Below are 17,366 nucleotides of genomic sequence, written 5' to 3' on the forward strand. Positions count from 1 at the left end.
GCATCCCGGCAATGCGACAGACAACCAGGAGACAGCATGACGACGGCAACCGATCCCAGGGTCATCCGCAAGGTGGTGACCTCCGCGCTCATCGGCGCAACCATCGAGTGGTATGACTTCTTCCTGTACGGCGTGGTCGCCGGCATCGTGTTCAGCAAGCTGTACTTTCCCAGCGATGATCCGCTGATCTCCACCCTGCTGGCCTACACCACCTTTGCCGTGGGCTTCGTCACGCGGCCGCTGGGCGGGGTGATCTTCGGGCACTTCGGCGACCGCGTGGGGCGCAAGAGCATCCTGGTGGTCACGCTGATGATCATGGGCGTCTCCACCTTCCTGATCGGCCTGCTGCCCACGCATGCGCAGATCGGAGTGGCCGCTCCCATCCTGCTGCTGCTGTTGCGCGTGGCCCAGGGCATAGGCCTGGGCGGCGAATGGGGCGGTGCCGTGCTCATGGCCTACGAATACGCGCCCAAGGAAAAGCGGGGCTTCTACGCCTCCCTGCCCCAGGTGGGCCTGGCCATCGGCCTGTTCATGGCCTCGGGCGTGGTGGCCCTGCTGTCCTGGCTGTGTACCGAAGAGCAATTCATGGCCTGGGGCTGGCGCGTCGCGTTCCTGATCTCGGGACTCATGGTGGCCGTGGGCATGTACATCCGCCTGCATGTGAAGGAGACGCCCGAATTCGCAGCCGTCAAGGCACGCAATGCCGAGACCGCGATTCCCTTCATGGACATGATGCGGCGCTACCCCGGCAATGTGCTCAAGGGCATGGGCGCACGCTATATCGACGGCGTTTTCTTCAACGTCTTCGGCGTGTTCTCGATCAGCTACCTGACCTCCACCCTGCAGATCAGCCGCACCGACGCATTGATCGGCGTGATGGTCGCCGCCGTGGTGATGTGCTTCACGATTCCGCTGTTCGGCCGCCTGTCCGACCGCCTGGGCCGCAGCCGCGTGTATCTGTGGGGATCGCTGATCACCGCGGTCTCTGCCTTCCCGGCCTTCTGGCTCATGGCCCACAGCGGCGGCAATGTGCTGCTGATATGGATCGCCATCGTCGTGCCCTTCGGCATTCTCTACGCAGCGGTCTACGGTCCCGAAGCCGCCCTCTTCTGCGACCTGTTCGACGCCAAGGTGCGCTACACCGGCATTTCCTTCGTCTACCAGTTCTCGGGCATTTTCGCGTCCGGCATCACGCCCATCATTGCGACGGCGCTGGTCAAGACAGCCGGTGGCAGCCCGTGGCTGGTGTGCCTGTATGTGGTGTTTGCGGGCGCGGTATCGGCCTGGTGTGCCTGGGCGATTGGTCGGGATGGACAGGGTGCCCGCGCCTTTCGGCCCGTGGGCAATGCCAGGGCAGGCCTGTGAATGGATGGAACTCGGGCGCTTTCAAGAAAGTTGAATACGCACGCCGGAAAACACATTGCCGGCGTACGACCCCATTTCAAGGACTCCAGCAAAAAACCACTCACAACCATCGCACTGTTTCTCTTTGTAAAGACGATGGCTAGAATGCCCATGCATTTTCTTATTCAGACAGAGAGGGATCATGTTCAAGAAAACATTGGCAGCAGCCATCTTGCTGGGCTGCGGCCTGGCGCAGGCATTTATGCCCCAAAGCGGTTCGTGGGTCGTGAATTCGGAGCTAGACGGCAAGCCTGGCCGCGGAATGGTGGTAGACGCACAAAATGGCACTGTGGCGCTACAGATGTATGCCTATGAAAACGACGGCCGCCCTACTTTCTTTCTGGCTGCAGGTCCTCTGGTCTCGAACCGTTTTTCCGGACCCTTGACGCGGTACAGCGGCGGTCGGTATTTCGGCAGCGGACCGCGTTCAGGCGTAGAAGCCGGTAGCCCGGGCCAGGTCAGTGTTCGCTTTACCAGCGGTATCTCTGGCTTCATCACATTTCCAGGCGAGCCTGAGGTCGCCATATCTCGTTTCAACTTCGGCTACCCCGCCGTGGCATCCAGCCTGCGCGGAATGTGGGCGCTGACTTCGTTCGGCAGCGAAGGCGTTGCTTCCGAAGTGGTGAATATGCAGCTGCAAACGCCTGCCACGGCGAACGGAAATGGCCTGATGGAAACTGCAGACCGGCTGTTTGGCTGCGAACACCAGATCCGGGGCAATCTGGCGGGCGGCGTGCTGTGCGTGAAGATCACCAGCTCTGGCCAGTTGCTGCGTTCCTACTACTTCGTGTACAGCGTGAACGAGGGTGAAGGCAGTTCCCGCACCAATGGAACCCGCCCCGAACAGGTGCTGGTTGTCAAGCGCCTGCTTGACCCGAAGGGCGTGGGCACAGGCATCGTCTACGCGGCCGATGCACCCGTGGACCCAGTGCCCACCGTGCTGCACGACATCATCGAAAACCTGTCCTTCAACGCCGCACCTCTGCCAGCCGAGCAGGAGTGACGCCCCGCTGCCGGCTACCCCTCAGGGCAGTGCCGGCAGCTGCTCAGCATGCCGCAGGTCCACATGCGCCTGCAGAAAGTCGAGCACGGCACGCGTGCGCGGGGGCAGGCGGTCGGGCTTGCCCAGGTAGACGGCGTGGATGGGTTCCAAGTCGCCCGTGTTGAATTCCTCCAGCACGGGCACCAGCCGGCCGGCGAGCACGTCGGCCCAGGCGTGGTACAGCGACAGGCGGGCCAGGCCCGTGCCGTGCAGCGCCAGCTCGCGCATCACATCGCCGTCGTTGACGCGCACCACCTCCCCGATATCGATGGCCACGCGCTGGCCGTCCACCAGAAATGGCCAGTGCGGTATGGCGCGCTGGCAGCTCCAGCCCAGGCGCACATGGTGGCCCAGCTCGTCTGGATGCAGCGGCCTGCCCATGCGGGTCAGGTACTCCGGTGAGGCCAGGATGACCTGCCGCGTGTGGCCCAGCAGCCGCGCGACCATGTCCGAGGGCGGAAGCTGGCCCCAGCGCACGGCGATATCCGTGCCGGCCTCGACCAGGTCCACGATCTGGTCCGTGAAGCTCAGGTCCAGGCTCAGCCCGGGATGGCGCTGCAGCAATTGCGGCACCAGCGGGACGAGCAGCATTTTTCCGGTCGATGAGCTGGTGTTGATGCGCACCAGGCCGCGTGGTTCGCTGCGCACGGCCACGCAGGCCTCCAGTTCCTCCAGGTCGGCCAGCACGCGCTTGCCGCGCTCGAACAGCTGGCAGCCTTCGGGCGTGAGGTGCAGGCGGCGCGTGCTGCGCTGGAGCAGCTGCACGCCCAAGCGCGCCTCCAGCCGCGACATGCTCTTGCTGACGGCCGAGGGCGAGATGCCCAAGTGGCGCGCAGCGGCCGAGAGGCTGCCGCGCTCGGCCACCAGGATCAGCATCTCCAGCTCGGCAAAGCGGTTGGCATCGGCGCTGCCTGTATCGGTGGCCGTGGGTGGGGCAAGTGCGGGCATGGCGTCTCCTGAAAAGAGGTTATCTATTCCACACAGGAACAGATCCGTTTCCATTATTCCATCTACACAAAGGTATGTTGCAGTGCGACATTAATGGACATCACACCAAGGATCACAAGGAATCCGTCCATGCCTCTTTCCCTACTCGCCCTGGCGGCCGGTGCCTTTGGCATCGGCACCACGGAATTCATCATCATGGGCCTGCTGACACAGGTCAGCCAGGATCTTCACATCAGCATTCCCACGGCGGGCTCGCTGATTTCGGGCTACGCCATCGGCGTGGCCGTGGGCGCGCCGGTGCTCACGCTGCTGACGCGCCAATGGCCGCGCAAGCGCCTGCTGCTGGCGCTGATGCTGATCTTCATCGCCGGCAACCTGGCCGCCGCGTTCGCGCCCAGCTATGAATGGCTGATGTCGGCACGCGTGCTGACCTCGCTGACCCACGGCACCTTCTTCGGCGTGGGCGCCGTGGTGGCCACGGGCCTGGTGCCGGTAGACAAGAAGGCGTCGGCGATTGCGCTGATGTTCTCGGGCCTGACGCTGGCCACCCTGCTGGGCGTGCCTGCCGGCGCATGGATCGGCCAGATGTTCGGCTGGCGCAGCGCTTTCCTGGCCGTGGCCGCGATCGGCGTGCTGGCCTTTGCCATCCTGGCCGCCTTCGTGCCGCGCGACCAGGGCCGCCCCGAGGTCACGCCGCTGGCGCAGGAGCTGGCCGTGCTGGCCAACGGCCAGGTCTGGCTGGGACTGGGCATCACGGCCTTCGGCTTTGCGGGTGTGTTTGCGCTCTACACCTATGTGGAGCCGCTGCTGACCCAGGTGACCCGCATGGGCGACAGCCTGGTGGCGCTGACCCTGCTGCTGTTCGGCGCGGGCCTGGCCGCAGGCAATCTGCTGGGCGGCAAGCTGGCCGACCGGGGCGTGATGCGCGCACTGGTGTGGAGCATTGCGGCGCTGATGGTGGTGCTGGCGGCAGGCCGCTGGGCCTTCGGGAACCAGGCCGTGGCCATGGCCTATGTGATCGTGCTGGGCGTCGTGGCCTTCGCCACGGTGGCACCCATGCAGATGCGCGTGCTGGACCAGGCCGGCCCCCAGGGCGCCAACCTGGTCTCCAGCCTGAACATTGCGGCCTTCAACCTGGGCAATGCCCTGGGTGCCTGGGTTGGCGGCCTGGCCCTGGCCGGTGGCCTGGGCCTGGTCAACCTGGGCTGGGCCGCCGCCGCGCTGACGGCCGTGGGCCTGGTGCTGGTCTTCTGGAGCAGTCGCCTGCCCGCCGGCTCCGCACGCAGCGCAGGCGTGGCCTGCGCCTGAGGCTCAACGGGCAAGCACGGGCTTGAGCGCCTTGCCCGTGTGCGTGCCCGCAGCCACCAGATCCTCGGGCGTGCCGGCCGCAATGATGCGGCCGCCGTCCTTGCCGCCTTCGGGGCCGAGGTCGATGATCCAGTCGGCCTCGGCGATCACGTCCAGGTCATGCTCGATGACGACCACGCTGTGGCCCGCATCGACCAGGCGGTGCAGCACGCGGATGAGCTTGTCCACATCGGCCATGTGCAGGCCCACCGTGGGTTCGTCCAGCACATATAGCGTGTGCGGCGCCTTGTTGCCGCGCCGGGTCACGTCGTCGCGCACCTTGGTCAGCTCGGTGACGAGCTTGATGCGCTGGGCTTCGCCGCCCGACAGCGTGGGCGAGGGCTGGCCCAGCGTGAGATAGCCCAGGCCCACGTCCTTGAGCAGCTGCAGCGGATGGGCGATGCTGGGCATGCTGGCGAAGAACTCGACGGCCTCGTCCACCTCCATCTGCAGCACGTCGCCAATGCTCTTGCCGCGCCAGGAGACGGCCAGGGTCTCGGGGTTGAAGCGCGCGCCGTGGCAGACCTCGCAGGGTACCTTCACGTCGGGCAGGAAGCTCATCTCGATGGTGCGCATGCCCTGGCCCTCGCAGGCCGGGCAGCGGCCTTCGCCGGTGTTGAACGAGAAGCGGCCGGCCGCGTAGCCGCGGGCCTTGGCCTCCAGCGTTTCGGCATAGAGCTTGCGGATGGTGTCCCAGAAGCCGATGTAGGTGGCAGGGCAGCTGCGCGGGGTCTTGCCGATGGGCGTCTGGTCGACCTCGAGCACGCGGTCAATGCCCTCGAAGCCCTGCAGGCCCTTGCAGCCGGACAGCGGCGGCGCCTTGCCCGCGTCCATGGCATCGCGCCCGGCCTTGGTGGCGCGCTGGCCCACCCAGGCGGCCACATTGGCCAGCATCACGTCGCGCGCCAGCGTGGACTTGCCCGAGCCGCTGACGCCCGTGACGGCCACCAGGCGCTTGAGCGGCACGCGCGCATCGACGTTCTGCAGGTTGTGCAAGTAGGCGCCGCGCACGGTCAGCCAGCCCAGTGCGTCGGACGCGGGTTCGGCGTCGACAACGACAGGCGCGGCCTTCTTTTTGGATTTGGATACCTTGACAGGCGCGGGTTCCGGCACCGGTTCGGCCACTGCTGCAAGCTCGGCGGCCGCCTGCGGCGGCTGGCCTTCGCCCACCCAGCGGCGCGGCTGGAACGGGTGGCGCATGGCATGGAGCAGGTAGCGGCCCGTGATGGAGTCCTCGGCCGCCATGATGTCGGCCGCCGTGCCCTGGGCCACCAGGCGGCCGCCGCGTATGCCGGCGCTGGGGCCGATGTCGATGATGTGGTCGGCGCGGCGGATGGTGTCCTCGTCATGCTCGACCACGACCAGGGTGTTGCCCTTGTCGCCCAGCTTGTGCAGGGCGTTGAGCAGGATCTGGTTGTCGCGCGCATGCAGGCCGATGGTGGGTTCGTCCAGCACATAGCAGACGCCCTGCAGGTTGCTGCCCAGTTGCGCGGCCAGGCGGATGCGCTGGGCCTCGCCGCCCGACAGCGTGGGCGCGCCACGGTCCAGCGTCAGGTAGCCCAGGCCCACTTCCTCGAGGAATTCGAGGCGGCTCTGGATCTCGGGGATGAGGTCGCGGGCAATGTCGGACTCGCGTCCGGAGAGGGCCAGCGCCTGCACCCATTGGCGCACGTCGTTGACCGACAGCTGGGCGATCTCGGCAATGCCCACGCCATGGAAGCGCACGGCGCGTGCCGTGGCGTTCAGGCGTGTGCCCTGGCAGGTGGGGCAGGTCACTTCGGCCAAGTCTTCGATTTCCTGGCCTTCGAACTTGACCTCGCGGCCCCGGTTGTCCTCGACCAGCAGGGTGTCGTCATAGACCTTGCGCTGATCCTTGGTGAGCTTGACGCCCGTGCCCACGCAGTCGGGGCACCAGCCATGCTTGCTGTTGTAGGAAAACAGACGCGGGTCCAGCTCGGCATAGCTGGTGGCGCAGACCGGGCAGGCGCGCTGGGTGGAGAACACCTGCAGGCTGCCGATGCCGGCCGTGCTCCGGCCGCCGGCCATGGCATCGGCCAGGTTGTCCAGGCCGGACAGCACATGCAGCACGCCCTTGCCTGTTTCCAGCGCCTGCGCCAGGTGGCCGCGCAGTTCGCGCTCGTTGGCCGCCGTGACGGTGACGCTGGCCACGGGCAGTTCGATGGTGTGCTCCTTGAAACGGTCGATGCGCGGGAATCCCGTGGTGGGCAGGAATTCGCCGTCCACGCGCAGATGGGTGTAGCCGCGCGGCCGTGCCCAGTCGGCCAGCTCGGTGTAAACGCCCTTGCGGTTGACCACCAGCGGCGCCAGCAGGCCGATGGTCTGGCCCCTGAACTGAGTGAGCAATTGGGCCGCGATGCTTTCCGCCGTCTGCGGCTGCACGGCGGCGCCGTCGTGGATGCAGTGCTGCGTGCCCAGCTTGACGTACAGCAGGCGCAGGAAGTGCCAGACCTCGGTGGTCGTGCCCACAGTGGACTTGCGCCCGCCGCGCGACAGGCGCTGCTCGATGGCCACGGTGGGCGGAATGCCGTAGACCGCATCCACCTCGGGCCGGCCCGCAGGCTGGACGATGGAGCGCGCATAGGCGTTGAGCGACTCCAGGTAGCGGCGCTGGCCTTCGTTGAACAGGATGTCGAAGGCCAGCGTGGACTTGCCCGAGCCCGAGACGCCCGTCACCACGTTGAACTTGCCGCGCGGGATCTCCACCGACAGCTGCTTGAGGTTGTGCTCCTTGGCGTTGACGATCTCGATGGCATTCCTGGCTGCGGCGCCCGACATGGCATGCGCCTTGCGCTGGCTCTTGTAGAGCATGGGAGCGACCTCGCGCACGGCCTCGCCGCCCACGCCCATGGCCAGGTCGTACTCGCGCAGCGCCTGGGCCGTGTGCGAGCCGGGAATCTGGCGCACTTCCTCGGGCGTGCCCTGGGCCACGATGGCGCCGCCGCCGTCGCCGCCTTCGGGGCCGAGGTCGATCAGCCAGTCGCTGGCGCGGATCACGTCGAGGTTGTGCTCGATGACGATCAGCGAGTGCCCAGCCTCCAGCAGCTTGCGCAGCGCGCGCATGAGCTTGGCGATGTCGTCGAAGTGCAGGCCCGTGGTGGGCTCGTCGAACAGGAACAATGTGCCCTTCTTGGCAAGCGCCTGCTTCGACTTGGCCTGGGACTTGGCCGCCTCGGCCAGGAAGCCCGCGAGCTTGAGGCGCTGGGCCTCGCCGCCCGACAGCGTGGGCACGGGCTGGCCCAGCTTCACGTATTCAAGGCCCACATCGACGATGGGCTGCAGGGCGCGGATGACCTCGCGGTCCTGCGCGAACAGCAGGGCCGCCTCGGCCACGGTGAGTTCCAGCACATCGGCCACGTTGAGCTTGCGCGGCTGCAGCTCGCCGGCCGCGTGGCGCTCGATCGTGACTTCCAGGATCTCGGGGCGGTAGCGCGTGCCGTTGCAGTCGGGGCAGCGCAGGTAGACATCGGAGAGGAACTGCATCTCCACATGCTCGAAGCCCGAGCCGCCGCAGGTGGGGCAGCGGCCGTCGCCGCTGTTGAAGCTGAACTTGGCGGCCGTGTAGCCGCGCTGGCGCGACAGCGGCGCAATGGCGAACAGCTCGCGAATGGAGTCCCAGGCGCCCACGTAGCTGGCCGGGTTGGAGCGCGCCGTCTTGCCGATGGGCGACTGGTCCACGAACATCACGTCGCTCAGGTGGTCGGCGCCCAGCAGGCGCTCGAAGGCGCCGGCCGCATCCGTGGGCTTGCCGAAGTGGCGCATCAGCGCGGGCACCAGCACGTCCTGGATCAGCGTGGACTTGCCCGAGCCGCTGACGCCGGTGATGGTGACCAGGCGCTGCAGCGGAAAGTCCACGTCGATGCTGCGCAGGTTGTGCTCGCGCGCGCCTTCGAGGATGAGGCGCGGCGTGGACTCGGTCACCATGCGCTTGAGGCCGAAGCCCACCTGCTTGCGGCCGCCCAGGTAGGCGCCGGTCAGCGTGTCGGCATGGCGCAGGTCCTCGGGCGTGCCGTCGAACACGATCTGGCCGCCGCGCGCGCCGGGGCCGGGGCCCATGTCGATCATGCGGTCGGCCGCGAACATCACGGCCGGGTCGTGCTCGACCACGACCAGGGTGTTGCCCGCATCGCGCAGGCGCTGCATGGCCTCGGTGATGCGTTCCATGTCGCGCGGGTGCAGGCCGATGCTCGGCTCGTCGAGCACGAACAGGGTGTTGACCAGCGAGGTGCCCAGGGCCGTGGTCAGGTTGATGCGCTGCACCTCGCCGCCCGACAGCGTGCGGCTCTGGCGGTCCAGCGTGAGGTAGCCGATGCCCACGTCGCACAGGTACTGCACGCGCGCCATGATTTCGGCGTGCAGCATCTTGAGCGCCTGGGCCTCGCCGTCATGCAGCGGGGCATCGACTGCCGGCGCCAGCTGCTGGAAGAAGTCGCGCAGCCGCACCAGGGGCAGCTGCATCAGGTCGTGCAGGCACAGGCCCGGCAGCGCGTCCAGTTGCTCACGGCTCCAGGCCACGCCCTTCGGCATGAAGCGGCGGTAGCGGCCTTCGTCGCCGGGCGGCAGCACGGCATCGGCGGCCTGCTTGCCGCCCAGGCGCCACAGCAGGCTTTCGGTCTTCAGGCGCGCGCCGCCGCAGGTGGGGCATTCGGTATAGCTGCGGTACTTGGACAGCAGCACCCGGATGTGCATCTTGTAGGCCTTGCTCTCCAGGTATTCGAAGAAGCGCTTGATGCCGTACCAGGTCTGGGTCCACTTGCCGTTCCAGTTGGGCGAGCCGTCCAGCACCCAGCTTTTCTGCGCATCGGTGAGCTTGGCCCAGGCCGTGTCGCGCGGGATGCCTTCGGCCTCGGCGTGGCGCATCAGGTCATCCTGGATCTCCTTCCAGGCCGGCGTCTGCACGGGCTTGATGGCGCCCGTGCGCAGGGTGAGCTTGTCGTTGGGGATGACCAGCCCCCAGTCCACGCCGATCACGCGGCCAAAGCCACGGCAGGCCTCGCAGGCACCCACGGCGGAGTTGAAGGAGAACAGCGAGGGAATCGGCTCCTGGTAGCTCAGGCCGCTTTCGGGGCAGTGCAGGCCCAGCGAGAACTTCCACAGCTGGGGCTCGGTGGGCTGGGCACCTGCGGCTTCCACGGCGGATTCAGGCAGCACATAGACCGTCATGTGGCCGCTGCCGCGCTTGAGCGCGACCTCGATGGCCTCGTAGACACGGGCCCGCTCCACATTGCCCAGGCGGAAGCGGTCGGCCACCACGTCCAGCATCTTGACCTTGAGCGGCGCCGCCGCCTTGGCCTTCTTGCCCTTGGCGTCTGCGGCGGGCTCCACGGCGCCCGCCTTCTCCGCCTCGCGCTCGGCCTGGACCTTGGTGAAGCCGCTGGCCGACAGCCATTGCTCGACTTCGGCAGCCGTGGTGTTGGCGGGCAGCTCGACGGGGAAGGTGATGGCGATGCGCGGATCACCGGCCTGCCGGCAACGCTCGGCCAGCTCCTCCAGCACGCTGTCGGGCGTGTCGTGGCGCACGGGCACGGCGGTGTCGCGGTCGAACAGCTGGGCCGCACGCGCGAACAGCAGCTTCAGGTGATCGTTGAGCTCGGTCATCGTGCCCACGGTGGAGCGCGAGTTGCGGACGGGATTGGTCTGGTCGATGGCGATGGCCGGCGGCACCCCCTCCACACGGTCCACGGCCGGCTTGTCCATGCGGTCCAGGAACTGGCGCGCATAGGCCGAGAAGGTCTCGACATAGCGGCGCTGGCCTTCGGCATACAGGGTATCGAACACCAGGCTGGACTTGCCCGAGCCGCTGGGCCCCGTGACCACGGTCAGCTCGCCGGTACGGATGTCGAGATCCAGGTTCTGGAGATTGTGCTGGCGTGCGCCGCGAATTCGAATCAGACCGTGCGTCATGGGTGTTCTGTGGTCAGTGGGAGCCAAACATTCTAGGCAGTCCATGCGTCAGGCATCAGACGCTTCTCAATACCTGTATTTTCATACAGGTTAAACAAAAAGACACCGCCTCGACGCATCCGCGCGACCATAAAAAAACCCCGGAACCAGTCCGGGGCTCGTGCCTCTTGCCGAGGGCTTACTTGGCCATCTGCACGGAGGCAGGCATGGCCTGCCCGTCCGGCACGCCCTTCACCTGGGTGATGGCAAGCAGCGACACGACAACAAAGGCCAGGCAACCGGCCGCGATGATCCTCATGGGTATTTCCTTGATCAGGCTGTGAAAAGACGAGCCCATACAAAAAGGCCCCGCACCTTTCGGTACGAGGCCTGATGGCAGGCAGGTGCTGATTGGAACAGACCTGCTTTGCTCGCGGCTTACGCCGCGCGGCGATCAGAATGCGTGGCGCACGCCGACGGCGAAGGACGAGAAGTCCGCGCCCTTCACGCCGGTCATGTAGTTGGCGCCGGCCTTGTTGTCCACCTTGGTGTAGTAGCCGTAGACCTTGGTGCGCTTGCTCAGGTTGTAGTTGTAGCCCAGGGTCCACTGGTTGGCACCGGAGTCGGCAATGTTGCTCCACTTGTTGGCGTGGCCCAGGTTCACGTGGAACTCGGAAGCGCCCAGGGTGTACATGCCCGACAGACGGAAGTTGTTGCGCGTGCCGCGGATTTCTTCGTCGTTGCGCTGGTAGTAGCCGCCCAGCACGAACTGGCCGAGAGTGTAGGCAGCGCGGAAGGCCAGCTGCTTGTCTTCGTCGAACTGGCTGTAGCCGGCGCCCAGGGCCAGGGGGCCCACGTTGTAGTTGGCGGCCAGGTCGTAGCCGTTCTTCTTCTTGGCCAGGGCGGTGGCCTTCTCGTGCATGGAGACCGAGCCTTCCACCGTCAGGCCGCCGAAGTTGGGCGTGGTGTAGGAGATCTTGTTGGCGGTGCCCAGGCCGCTGGCGAACCAGACGGGATCGAAGTACAGCGCGTCGGAGGACGAACCCGTGTCATGGTTGTGCATGCTCACGTAGTCGGCCGTGGCGAAGTACGAGCCGGGGAAGAAGTTGCCCAGGCGCAGCATACCGAAGTTGCCCGACAGGTTCACTTCGCTCTGGCGGCCGAAGGTCAGCGCGCCGGTGGAGGAGGAACCCATGCCGGTGTCGGAAGCGAAACCGCTTTCCAGCACGAAGCCGGCCTTCAGGCCGCCGCCCAGATCTTCGACACCGCGCATGCCCCAACGCGAGGAGTTGTTCTCCATCTTGCTGACGCTTTCGTCACCGATCTTCTGGCGCTCGATCGTGGTGTTGATACGGCCATAGATCGTGACGCTGCTTTGCGCCATCACGGTGGTGGAACCCAGCACGGCCAGCACGGCCAGGGCAACGCGGTTCATCTTGATCATCTCGGCATCTCCTTGGGATTGTTGAGTGGGTATTCTTGAAATCTCAGGGCCGACTCCGGCTCTAGATCAGTGCCATTTGCGGCTGCTGCGGATTCTAGGTGCGGGCATGTCAAAAAATGTATGCCCGCCTCTGAAAATGCGCCATCTGATGCTTTGCTGCCACAGGCATGACATGGAAAACCATTAGAAGCACCCAAAGAAAAAGCCCACGGCAAACCGCCATGGGCTTTCATCAATGCAGAGCCGCAAAACACCGCCGGATACTGCGCACACCGCATGCAACCGACGCGGCCCAACTCAGAGACGCCGAGCAAGAGCCGCCTCGCGGCGATGGCGTCGTCCCCCTCCCGCGAAGCGAGAGAGGGGGAAGGCGCGTCAGCGCCTCAGGGGGAGCCCTCAATCATTCGCGTAGATATCCACATCCTTGGTCTCACGCAGGAACAGCGTGCCGATGATGGCCGTGGCGCCTGCAATGACGATGGGATACCAGAGACCGCTGTACATGTTGCCGGTCTGGGCCACGATGGCGAAGGACATGGTGGGCAGCAGGCCGCCGAACCATCCATTGCCGATGTGATACGGCAGGCTCATCGAGGTATAGCGGATGCGCGTGGGGAACAGCTCCACCAGCATGGCGGCGATGGGGCCGTAGACCATGGTCACGAGGATGACCAGGTAGGTCAGGATGGCGACCATCATCACCTTGTTCATCTTCGCGGGGTCGGCCTTGGTGGGGTAGCCGTCCTCGGCCAGCACCTTGGCCACGGTCTTCTTGAACTCGGCGTCCTTGGCCTTGGCTTCCTCGGGGCTCAGGCCCTTGATGGAGAACGAGGGGATCTCGGTGCTGCCGATGCGGATGAAGGCCGTCTTGCCGGGCGCTGCGTCCTCGGAGTCATAGCTGACCGAGCCTGCGGCCAGCAACTGCTTGGCCACGTCGCAAGAGCTGGTGAACTTGGAGGTGCCCGTGGGATTGAACTGGAACGAGCATTCCTTGGGATCGGCGACGATGACCACCTTGCTCTTGGCCTGTGCCGCAGCCAGGTCGGGGTTGGCCGCTTCGGTCAGCGCCTTGAACACGGGGAAGTAGGTCACCACGGCCAGCACGCAGCCCAGCATGATGATGGGCTTGCGGCCTATCTTGTCGGACAGCGAGCCGAAGATCACGAAGAACGGCGTGCCGATGATCAGCGCCGCCGCGATCAGCAGATTGGCCGTCACCGCATCGACCTTGAGTTGCTGCGTCAGGAAGAACAGCGCATAGAACTGCCCCGTGTACCAGACCACGGCCTGGCCGGCGGTCAGGCCGATCAGCGCCAGGATCACGATCTTGAGGTTGCGCCATTGGCCGAAGGACTCGGTCAGCGGGGACTTGGAGACCTTACCCTCGGCCTTCATCTTCTGGAAGGCCGGCGACTCGGACAGCGTCATGCGGATCCACACCGAGATGCCCAGCAGCACGATGGACAGCAGGAAGGGAATGCGCCAGCCCCAGTCCGCAAAGGCCTGCTCGCCGATGGAGGTGCGCACGCCCAGGATCACCAGCAGCGACAGGAACAGGCCCAGCGTTGCCGTGGTCTGGATCCATGAGGTGTAGGCGCCGCGCTTGCCGTGCGGCGCATGCTCGGCCACGTAGGTGGCCGCACCGCCGTACTCGCCGCCCAGGGCCAGGCCCTGCAGCATGCGCAGGCCGATGAGGATCACCGGCGCCGCCACGCCGATGCTGGCGTAGGTGGGCAGGATGCCGACGATGAAGGTCGACAGGCCCATGATCAGGATGGTCACGAGGAAGGTGTACTTGCGCCCGATCATGTCGCCCAGCCGCCCGAACACCAGTGCGCCGAAGGGCCGCACGATGAAGCCGGCCGCGAAGGCCAGCAGCGCGAAGATGAAGGCCGATCCCGCATCGAGCCCGCTGAAGAATTGCTTGGCGATGATGGCCGCCAGCGATCCGTAGAGATAGAAGTCGTACCACTCGAAAACCGTGCCTAGCGACGAGGCAAAGATCACCTTGCGTTCTTCCGGAGTCATGGGCCGCGGGGTCGCCTTGACCCCCGCGCCTTGCGATGCGTTGATAGCCATGTCTGTCTCCTTGATTTATTGAATTTGCAGCGGGTTTGACATTGGCCCGCCGATTCACTATCCGCCTGCCTGCTGACGCGAATCTGACTCACCTCTTACAGAAATTGACGGCGAACTGAACGATTTCTTACTAACTCAGCAGCAACCCTGATGCCGTCTTTTTCCATGTGAAAAGCACCGTAAAAACCCTGCCAAACCATGCTGCACTGCGTAAGCACTCGGTCAGAAGCGCTTTCCAGAATGCGCCGCAAGGCTGCAGATCCATGGGGCTGCCGCCGCGATTCCAACTTCAGGAGACAAACCATGACCGACCCGGTGGTAGACAAAATACAGCGCCATCCCAAATACCAGGAGTTGCGATCCAGACGCAATCGCCTGGGCCTTTTTCTGACGCTGCTGATGCTGGTCGTTTATTACGGCTATATCGCGCTGATTGCCTTCGACAAATCATTTCTGGCCCAGCCCATTGGCGCGGGCGTGACCTCGCTGGGCATCCCGATCGCCATGGGCGTGATCGTCTTCTCGGTGATCATCACCGGCCTCTACGTGCGCCGCGCCAATGGCGAGTACGACAAGCTCACCCAGGACATCCTGAAGGACGCCACGAAATGAAGAATTCCGCACAACGCATGCTGCTGGCGCCCGCCGTGGCGCTGGCCCTGACGGGGCCCGTGCTGGCCGCCGGCGGAGATGTCGGCGTGGCCGCCAAGCAGGCCACCAACTGGACCGCCATCATTCTCTTCACGGCCTTCGTCGTGGCCACGCTGTGGATCACCAAGTGGGCCGCGGGCCGCACCAAGTCGGCGGCCGATTTCTATACGGCTGGCGGCGGCATCACGGGCTTTCAGAACGGACTGGCGATTGCGGGCGACTACATGTCGGCCGCCTCCTTCCTGGGCATCTCGGCCTCGGTCATGGCCAGCGGCTATGACGGCCTGATCTACTCCATCGGCTTCCTGGTGGGCTGGCCCATCCTGACCTTCCTGCTGGCCGAGCGCCTGCGCAACCTGGGCAAGTTCACCTTCGCCGACGTGGCAGGCTACCGCTTCTCCCAGACGCCGTTCCGCGCCTTCGCGGCCAGCGGCACGCTGGTGGTGGTGGCCTTCTACCTGATCGCGCAGATGGTGGGCGCGGGCCAGCTGATCAAGCTGCTGTTCGGCCTGGACTACTGGATCGCCGTGGTGCTGGTGGGCGGCCTGATGATGATCTATGTGCTGTTCGGCGGCATGACGGCCACGACCTGGGTGCAGATCATCAAGGCCTGCATGCTGCTGGCCGGCGTGACCTTCATGGGCTTCATGGTGCTGGCCAAGTACGGCTTCAGCCCCGAGGCGCTGTTCGCCGAAGGCGTGCGCGTGCGCTCCGAGATCGCTGCCAACAACGGCGCCGACCCCTCGGCCGCCGCCAAGGCGGGCCTGGCCATCATGGGCCCGGGCGGCTTCATCAAGGACCCGATCTCGGCCATCAGCTTCGGCATGGCGCTGATGTTCGGCACGCTGGGCCTGCCCCACATCCTGATGCGCTTCTTCACCGTGCCAGACGCCAAGGAAGCACGCAAGAGCGTGTTCTGGGCCACGACCTGGATCGGCTACTTCTACGTGCTGATCTTCATCATCGGCTTCGGCGCCATCACCCTGGTGCTGACCAATCCCGAGATGGCCGATACGGTCAAGGGCGTGATCCACGGCGGCGCGGGCACGGCCAACATGGCGGCCGTGCTGGTGGCCAAGAGCGTGGGCGGCGACGTGTTCTACGGCTTCATCTCGGCCGTGGCCTTCGCCACCATCCTGGCCGTGGTCGCGGGCCTGACGCTGTCGGGCGCCTCGGCCGTGTCGCATGACCTGTACGCCACCGTGATCAAGAAGGGCAAGGCCGACAGCGCCGCCGAGCTGCGCGTCTCGCGCATCACCACGCTGACGCTGGGCGCCATCGCCGTGCTGCTGGGCATCGTGTTCGAGAAGCAGAACATCGCCTTCATGGTGTCGCTGGCCTTCGCGGTCGCGGCCTCGGCCAACTTCCCCCCGCTGCTGCTGTCGGTGCTGTGGAAGGACTGCACCACCAAGGGCGCGGTGATCGGCGGCTTCATGGGCCTGATCTCCTCCGTGGGCCTGACCGTGGTCTCGCCCCCGGTGTGGGAGGCCACGCTGGGCAACCCCGCAGGCTCGGCCTGGTTCCCCTACGCCTCGCCCGCGCTGTTCTCCATGACCATCGGCTTCGTGGGCGTGTGGCTGTTCTCGGTGCTCGACAAGAGCGCCCAGGCCGCCAAGGAACGCGCCATCTTCCCCGCGCAGCAGGTGCGCTCGGAAACAGGCCTTGGCGCCTCGGGTGCTTCGGGCCACTGAGCCACCGAGCCCCTCAGGCACCCACCATGAAAAGCCGGGCCCAGCGCCCGGCTTTTTCGTTGGCGTGGCAGCAGCCGCCCTCAGCTTGATCGGCTGGAGAAGGCGCCTGATCGGATCTGCGATGGCCGGCGCCGTCCAGGCCTCTAGACTTGCGGGGTCTGCGCAGCTTCGCCTGTGCAGCACCGCTTCCCTCTTCAACGCACAGGACAGATCCGACATGCAACTCATCAGCCAAAGCTTCCAGGACGGCCAGGCGATTCCCGGCGAATTCGCGTTCGCGGTGCCCGATGCGGCCTCGCACGTGGCGCTGTCGTCCAACCGCAACCCGCACCTGGCCTGGAGCGGCGCGCCCGCAGGCACGCAGTCCTTCGTCGTGGTCTGCCATGACCCCGACGTGCCCAGCCGCGGCGACGATGTGAACCAGGAAGGCCGCGAAGTGCCGGCCAGCCTGCCGCGCGTGGACTTCTTCCACTGGCTGCTGCTGGACATTCCGGCCGCCACCACCGAGATCGCGGCAGGCGCCCAGTCCGACGGCGTCACGCCGCGCGGCAAGAGCGGCCCGGCCGCCCCCGGCGGCCTGCGCCACGGCATCAACGACTACACGGGCTGGTTCGCGGGCGACGAGCAGATGAAGGGCGACTACTTCGGCTACGACGGCCCCTGCCCTCCGTGGAACGACAGCATCGTCCACCACTACGTCTTCACCGTCTATGCGCTGGCCACGCCCACGCTGGCGGTCTCCGGCGAGCTGACCGGCGCCAATGTGCGCGCGGCGCTGCAAGCCGGCCAGGTGCTGGGCAAGGCCAGCATCACCGGCCTGTACAGCCTGAACCCTGCGGTCTCCGCCGGTTGAGCGAAC

Annotated in this window: 10 protein-coding genes; 6 read left to right on the forward strand and 4 right to left on the reverse strand. The window is 65.9% G+C overall.

Going from position 1 to position 17,366, the window contains the following annotated elements; translation table 11 throughout:
* Window positions 1–36 precede the first annotated feature (36 nt).
* Together KDK82_RS16630 and KDK82_RS16635 are read left to right on the forward strand one after the other, a co-directional pair.
* Window positions 37–1,365 (forward strand): MFS transporter, encoded by a 1,329-nt coding sequence (locus tag KDK82_RS16630; RefSeq protein ID WP_016450054.1) that lies wholly within the window; start codon window positions 37–39, stop codon window positions 1,363–1,365.
* 181 nt (window positions 1,366–1,546) lie between these two features.
* Window positions 1,547–2,407: a hypothetical protein gene (locus KDK82_RS16635; RefSeq protein WP_088165652.1), complete on the forward strand. Its 861-nt coding sequence runs from the start codon at window positions 1,547–1,549 to the stop codon at window positions 2,405–2,407.
* A gap of 21 nt (window positions 2,408–2,428) precedes the next feature.
* Here KDK82_RS16635 and KDK82_RS16640 read toward each other — a convergent pair whose 3' ends face one another.
* Window positions 2,429–3,394, reverse strand: coding sequence for a LysR family transcriptional regulator (locus KDK82_RS16640; RefSeq protein ID WP_088165653.1), 966 nt, complete (start codon window positions 3,392–3,394; stop codon window positions 2,429–2,431).
* A gap of 129 nt (window positions 3,395–3,523) precedes the next feature.
* Here KDK82_RS16640 and KDK82_RS16645 point away from each other — a divergent pair, with 129 nt between their 5' ends.
* The gene (locus tag KDK82_RS16645; protein WP_012207748.1) at window positions 3,524–4,702 is read left to right on the forward strand and encodes an MFS transporter; all 1,179 of its coding nucleotides are present in this window, start codon (window positions 3,524–3,526) and stop codon (window positions 4,700–4,702) included.
* Window positions 4,703–4,705: 3 nt separating this feature from the next.
* Here the strand turns inward: KDK82_RS16645 and uvrA are convergent, their stop codons facing one another.
* The 3 genes from uvrA to KDK82_RS16665 form a co-directional block, all read right to left on the reverse strand.
* Window positions 4,706–10,663: an excinuclease ABC subunit UvrA gene (uvrA, locus tag KDK82_RS16650; RefSeq protein WP_088165654.1), complete on the reverse strand. Its 5,958-nt coding sequence runs from the start codon at window positions 10,661–10,663 to the stop codon at window positions 4,706–4,708.
* A 433-nt stretch (window positions 10,664–11,096) separates the two neighbouring features.
* Window positions 11,097–12,086, reverse strand: coding sequence for a porin (locus tag KDK82_RS16655; RefSeq protein WP_016450048.1), 990 nt, complete (start codon window positions 12,084–12,086; stop codon window positions 11,097–11,099).
* A gap of 396 nt (window positions 12,087–12,482) precedes the next feature.
* Window positions 12,483–14,165 carry an MFS transporter gene (locus tag KDK82_RS16665; protein WP_034397371.1) on the reverse strand — a complete coding sequence of 561 codons (1,683 nt, stop codon included), beginning with the start codon at window positions 14,163–14,165 and terminating at the stop codon, window positions 12,483–12,485.
* Between the two features lie 303 nt (window positions 14,166–14,468).
* Here KDK82_RS16665 and KDK82_RS16670 point away from each other — a divergent pair, with 303 nt between their 5' ends.
* From KDK82_RS16670 to KDK82_RS16680, 3 genes are all read left to right on the forward strand, one after another.
* On the forward strand, window positions 14,469–14,777 hold the full coding sequence (locus KDK82_RS16670; protein WP_013800408.1) for a DUF485 domain-containing protein: 309 nt from the start codon (window positions 14,469–14,471) through the stop codon (window positions 14,775–14,777).
* Window positions 14,774–16,507 (forward strand): cation acetate symporter, encoded by a 1,734-nt coding sequence (locus tag KDK82_RS16675; protein WP_012207754.1) that lies wholly within the window; start codon window positions 14,774–14,776, stop codon window positions 16,505–16,507. Before KDK82_RS16670 ends, KDK82_RS16675 begins: the two co-directional genes overlap by 4 nt.
* Before the next feature lie 217 nt (window positions 16,508–16,724).
* On the forward strand, window positions 16,725–17,360 hold the full coding sequence (locus KDK82_RS16680; RefSeq protein WP_088165656.1) for a YbhB/YbcL family Raf kinase inhibitor-like protein: 636 nt from the start codon (window positions 16,725–16,727) through the stop codon (window positions 17,358–17,360).
* Window positions 17,361–17,366: the final 6 nt, after the last annotated feature.

Source organism: Delftia sp. K82 (assembly GCF_002193035.1).
GTDB lineage: Bacteria > Pseudomonadota > Gammaproteobacteria > Burkholderiales > Burkholderiaceae_C > Comamonas > Comamonas acidovorans.

Coding starts and splice junctions, on each gene's coding strand:
- KDK82_RS16630 (WP_016450054.1), top strand. CDS start 37: ATGACGACGGCAACCGATCCCAGGGTCATCCGCAAGGTGGTGACCTCC.
- KDK82_RS16635 (WP_088165652.1), top strand. CDS start 1,547: ATGTTCAAGAAAACATTGGCAGCAGCCATCTTGCTGGGCTGCGGCCTG.
- KDK82_RS16640 (WP_088165653.1), bottom strand. CDS start 3,394: ATGCCCGCACTTGCCCCACCCACGGCCACCGATACAGGCAGCGCCGAT.
- KDK82_RS16645 (WP_012207748.1), top strand. CDS start 3,524: ATGCCTCTTTCCCTACTCGCCCTGGCGGCCGGTGCCTTTGGCATCGGC.
- uvrA (WP_088165654.1), bottom strand. CDS start 10,663: ATGACGCACGGTCTGATTCGAATTCGCGGCGCACGCCAGCACAATCTC.
- KDK82_RS16655 (WP_016450048.1), bottom strand. CDS start 12,086: ATGATCAAGATGAACCGCGTTGCCCTGGCCGTGCTGGCCGTGCTGGGT.
- KDK82_RS16665 (WP_034397371.1), bottom strand. CDS start 14,165: ATGGCTATCAACGCATCGCAAGGCGCGGGGGTCAAGGCGACCCCGCGG.
- KDK82_RS16670 (WP_013800408.1), top strand. CDS start 14,469: ATGACCGACCCGGTGGTAGACAAAATACAGCGCCATCCCAAATACCAG.
- KDK82_RS16675 (WP_012207754.1), top strand. CDS start 14,774: ATGAAGAATTCCGCACAACGCATGCTGCTGGCGCCCGCCGTGGCGCTG.
- KDK82_RS16680 (WP_088165656.1), top strand. CDS start 16,725: ATGCAACTCATCAGCCAAAGCTTCCAGGACGGCCAGGCGATTCCCGGC.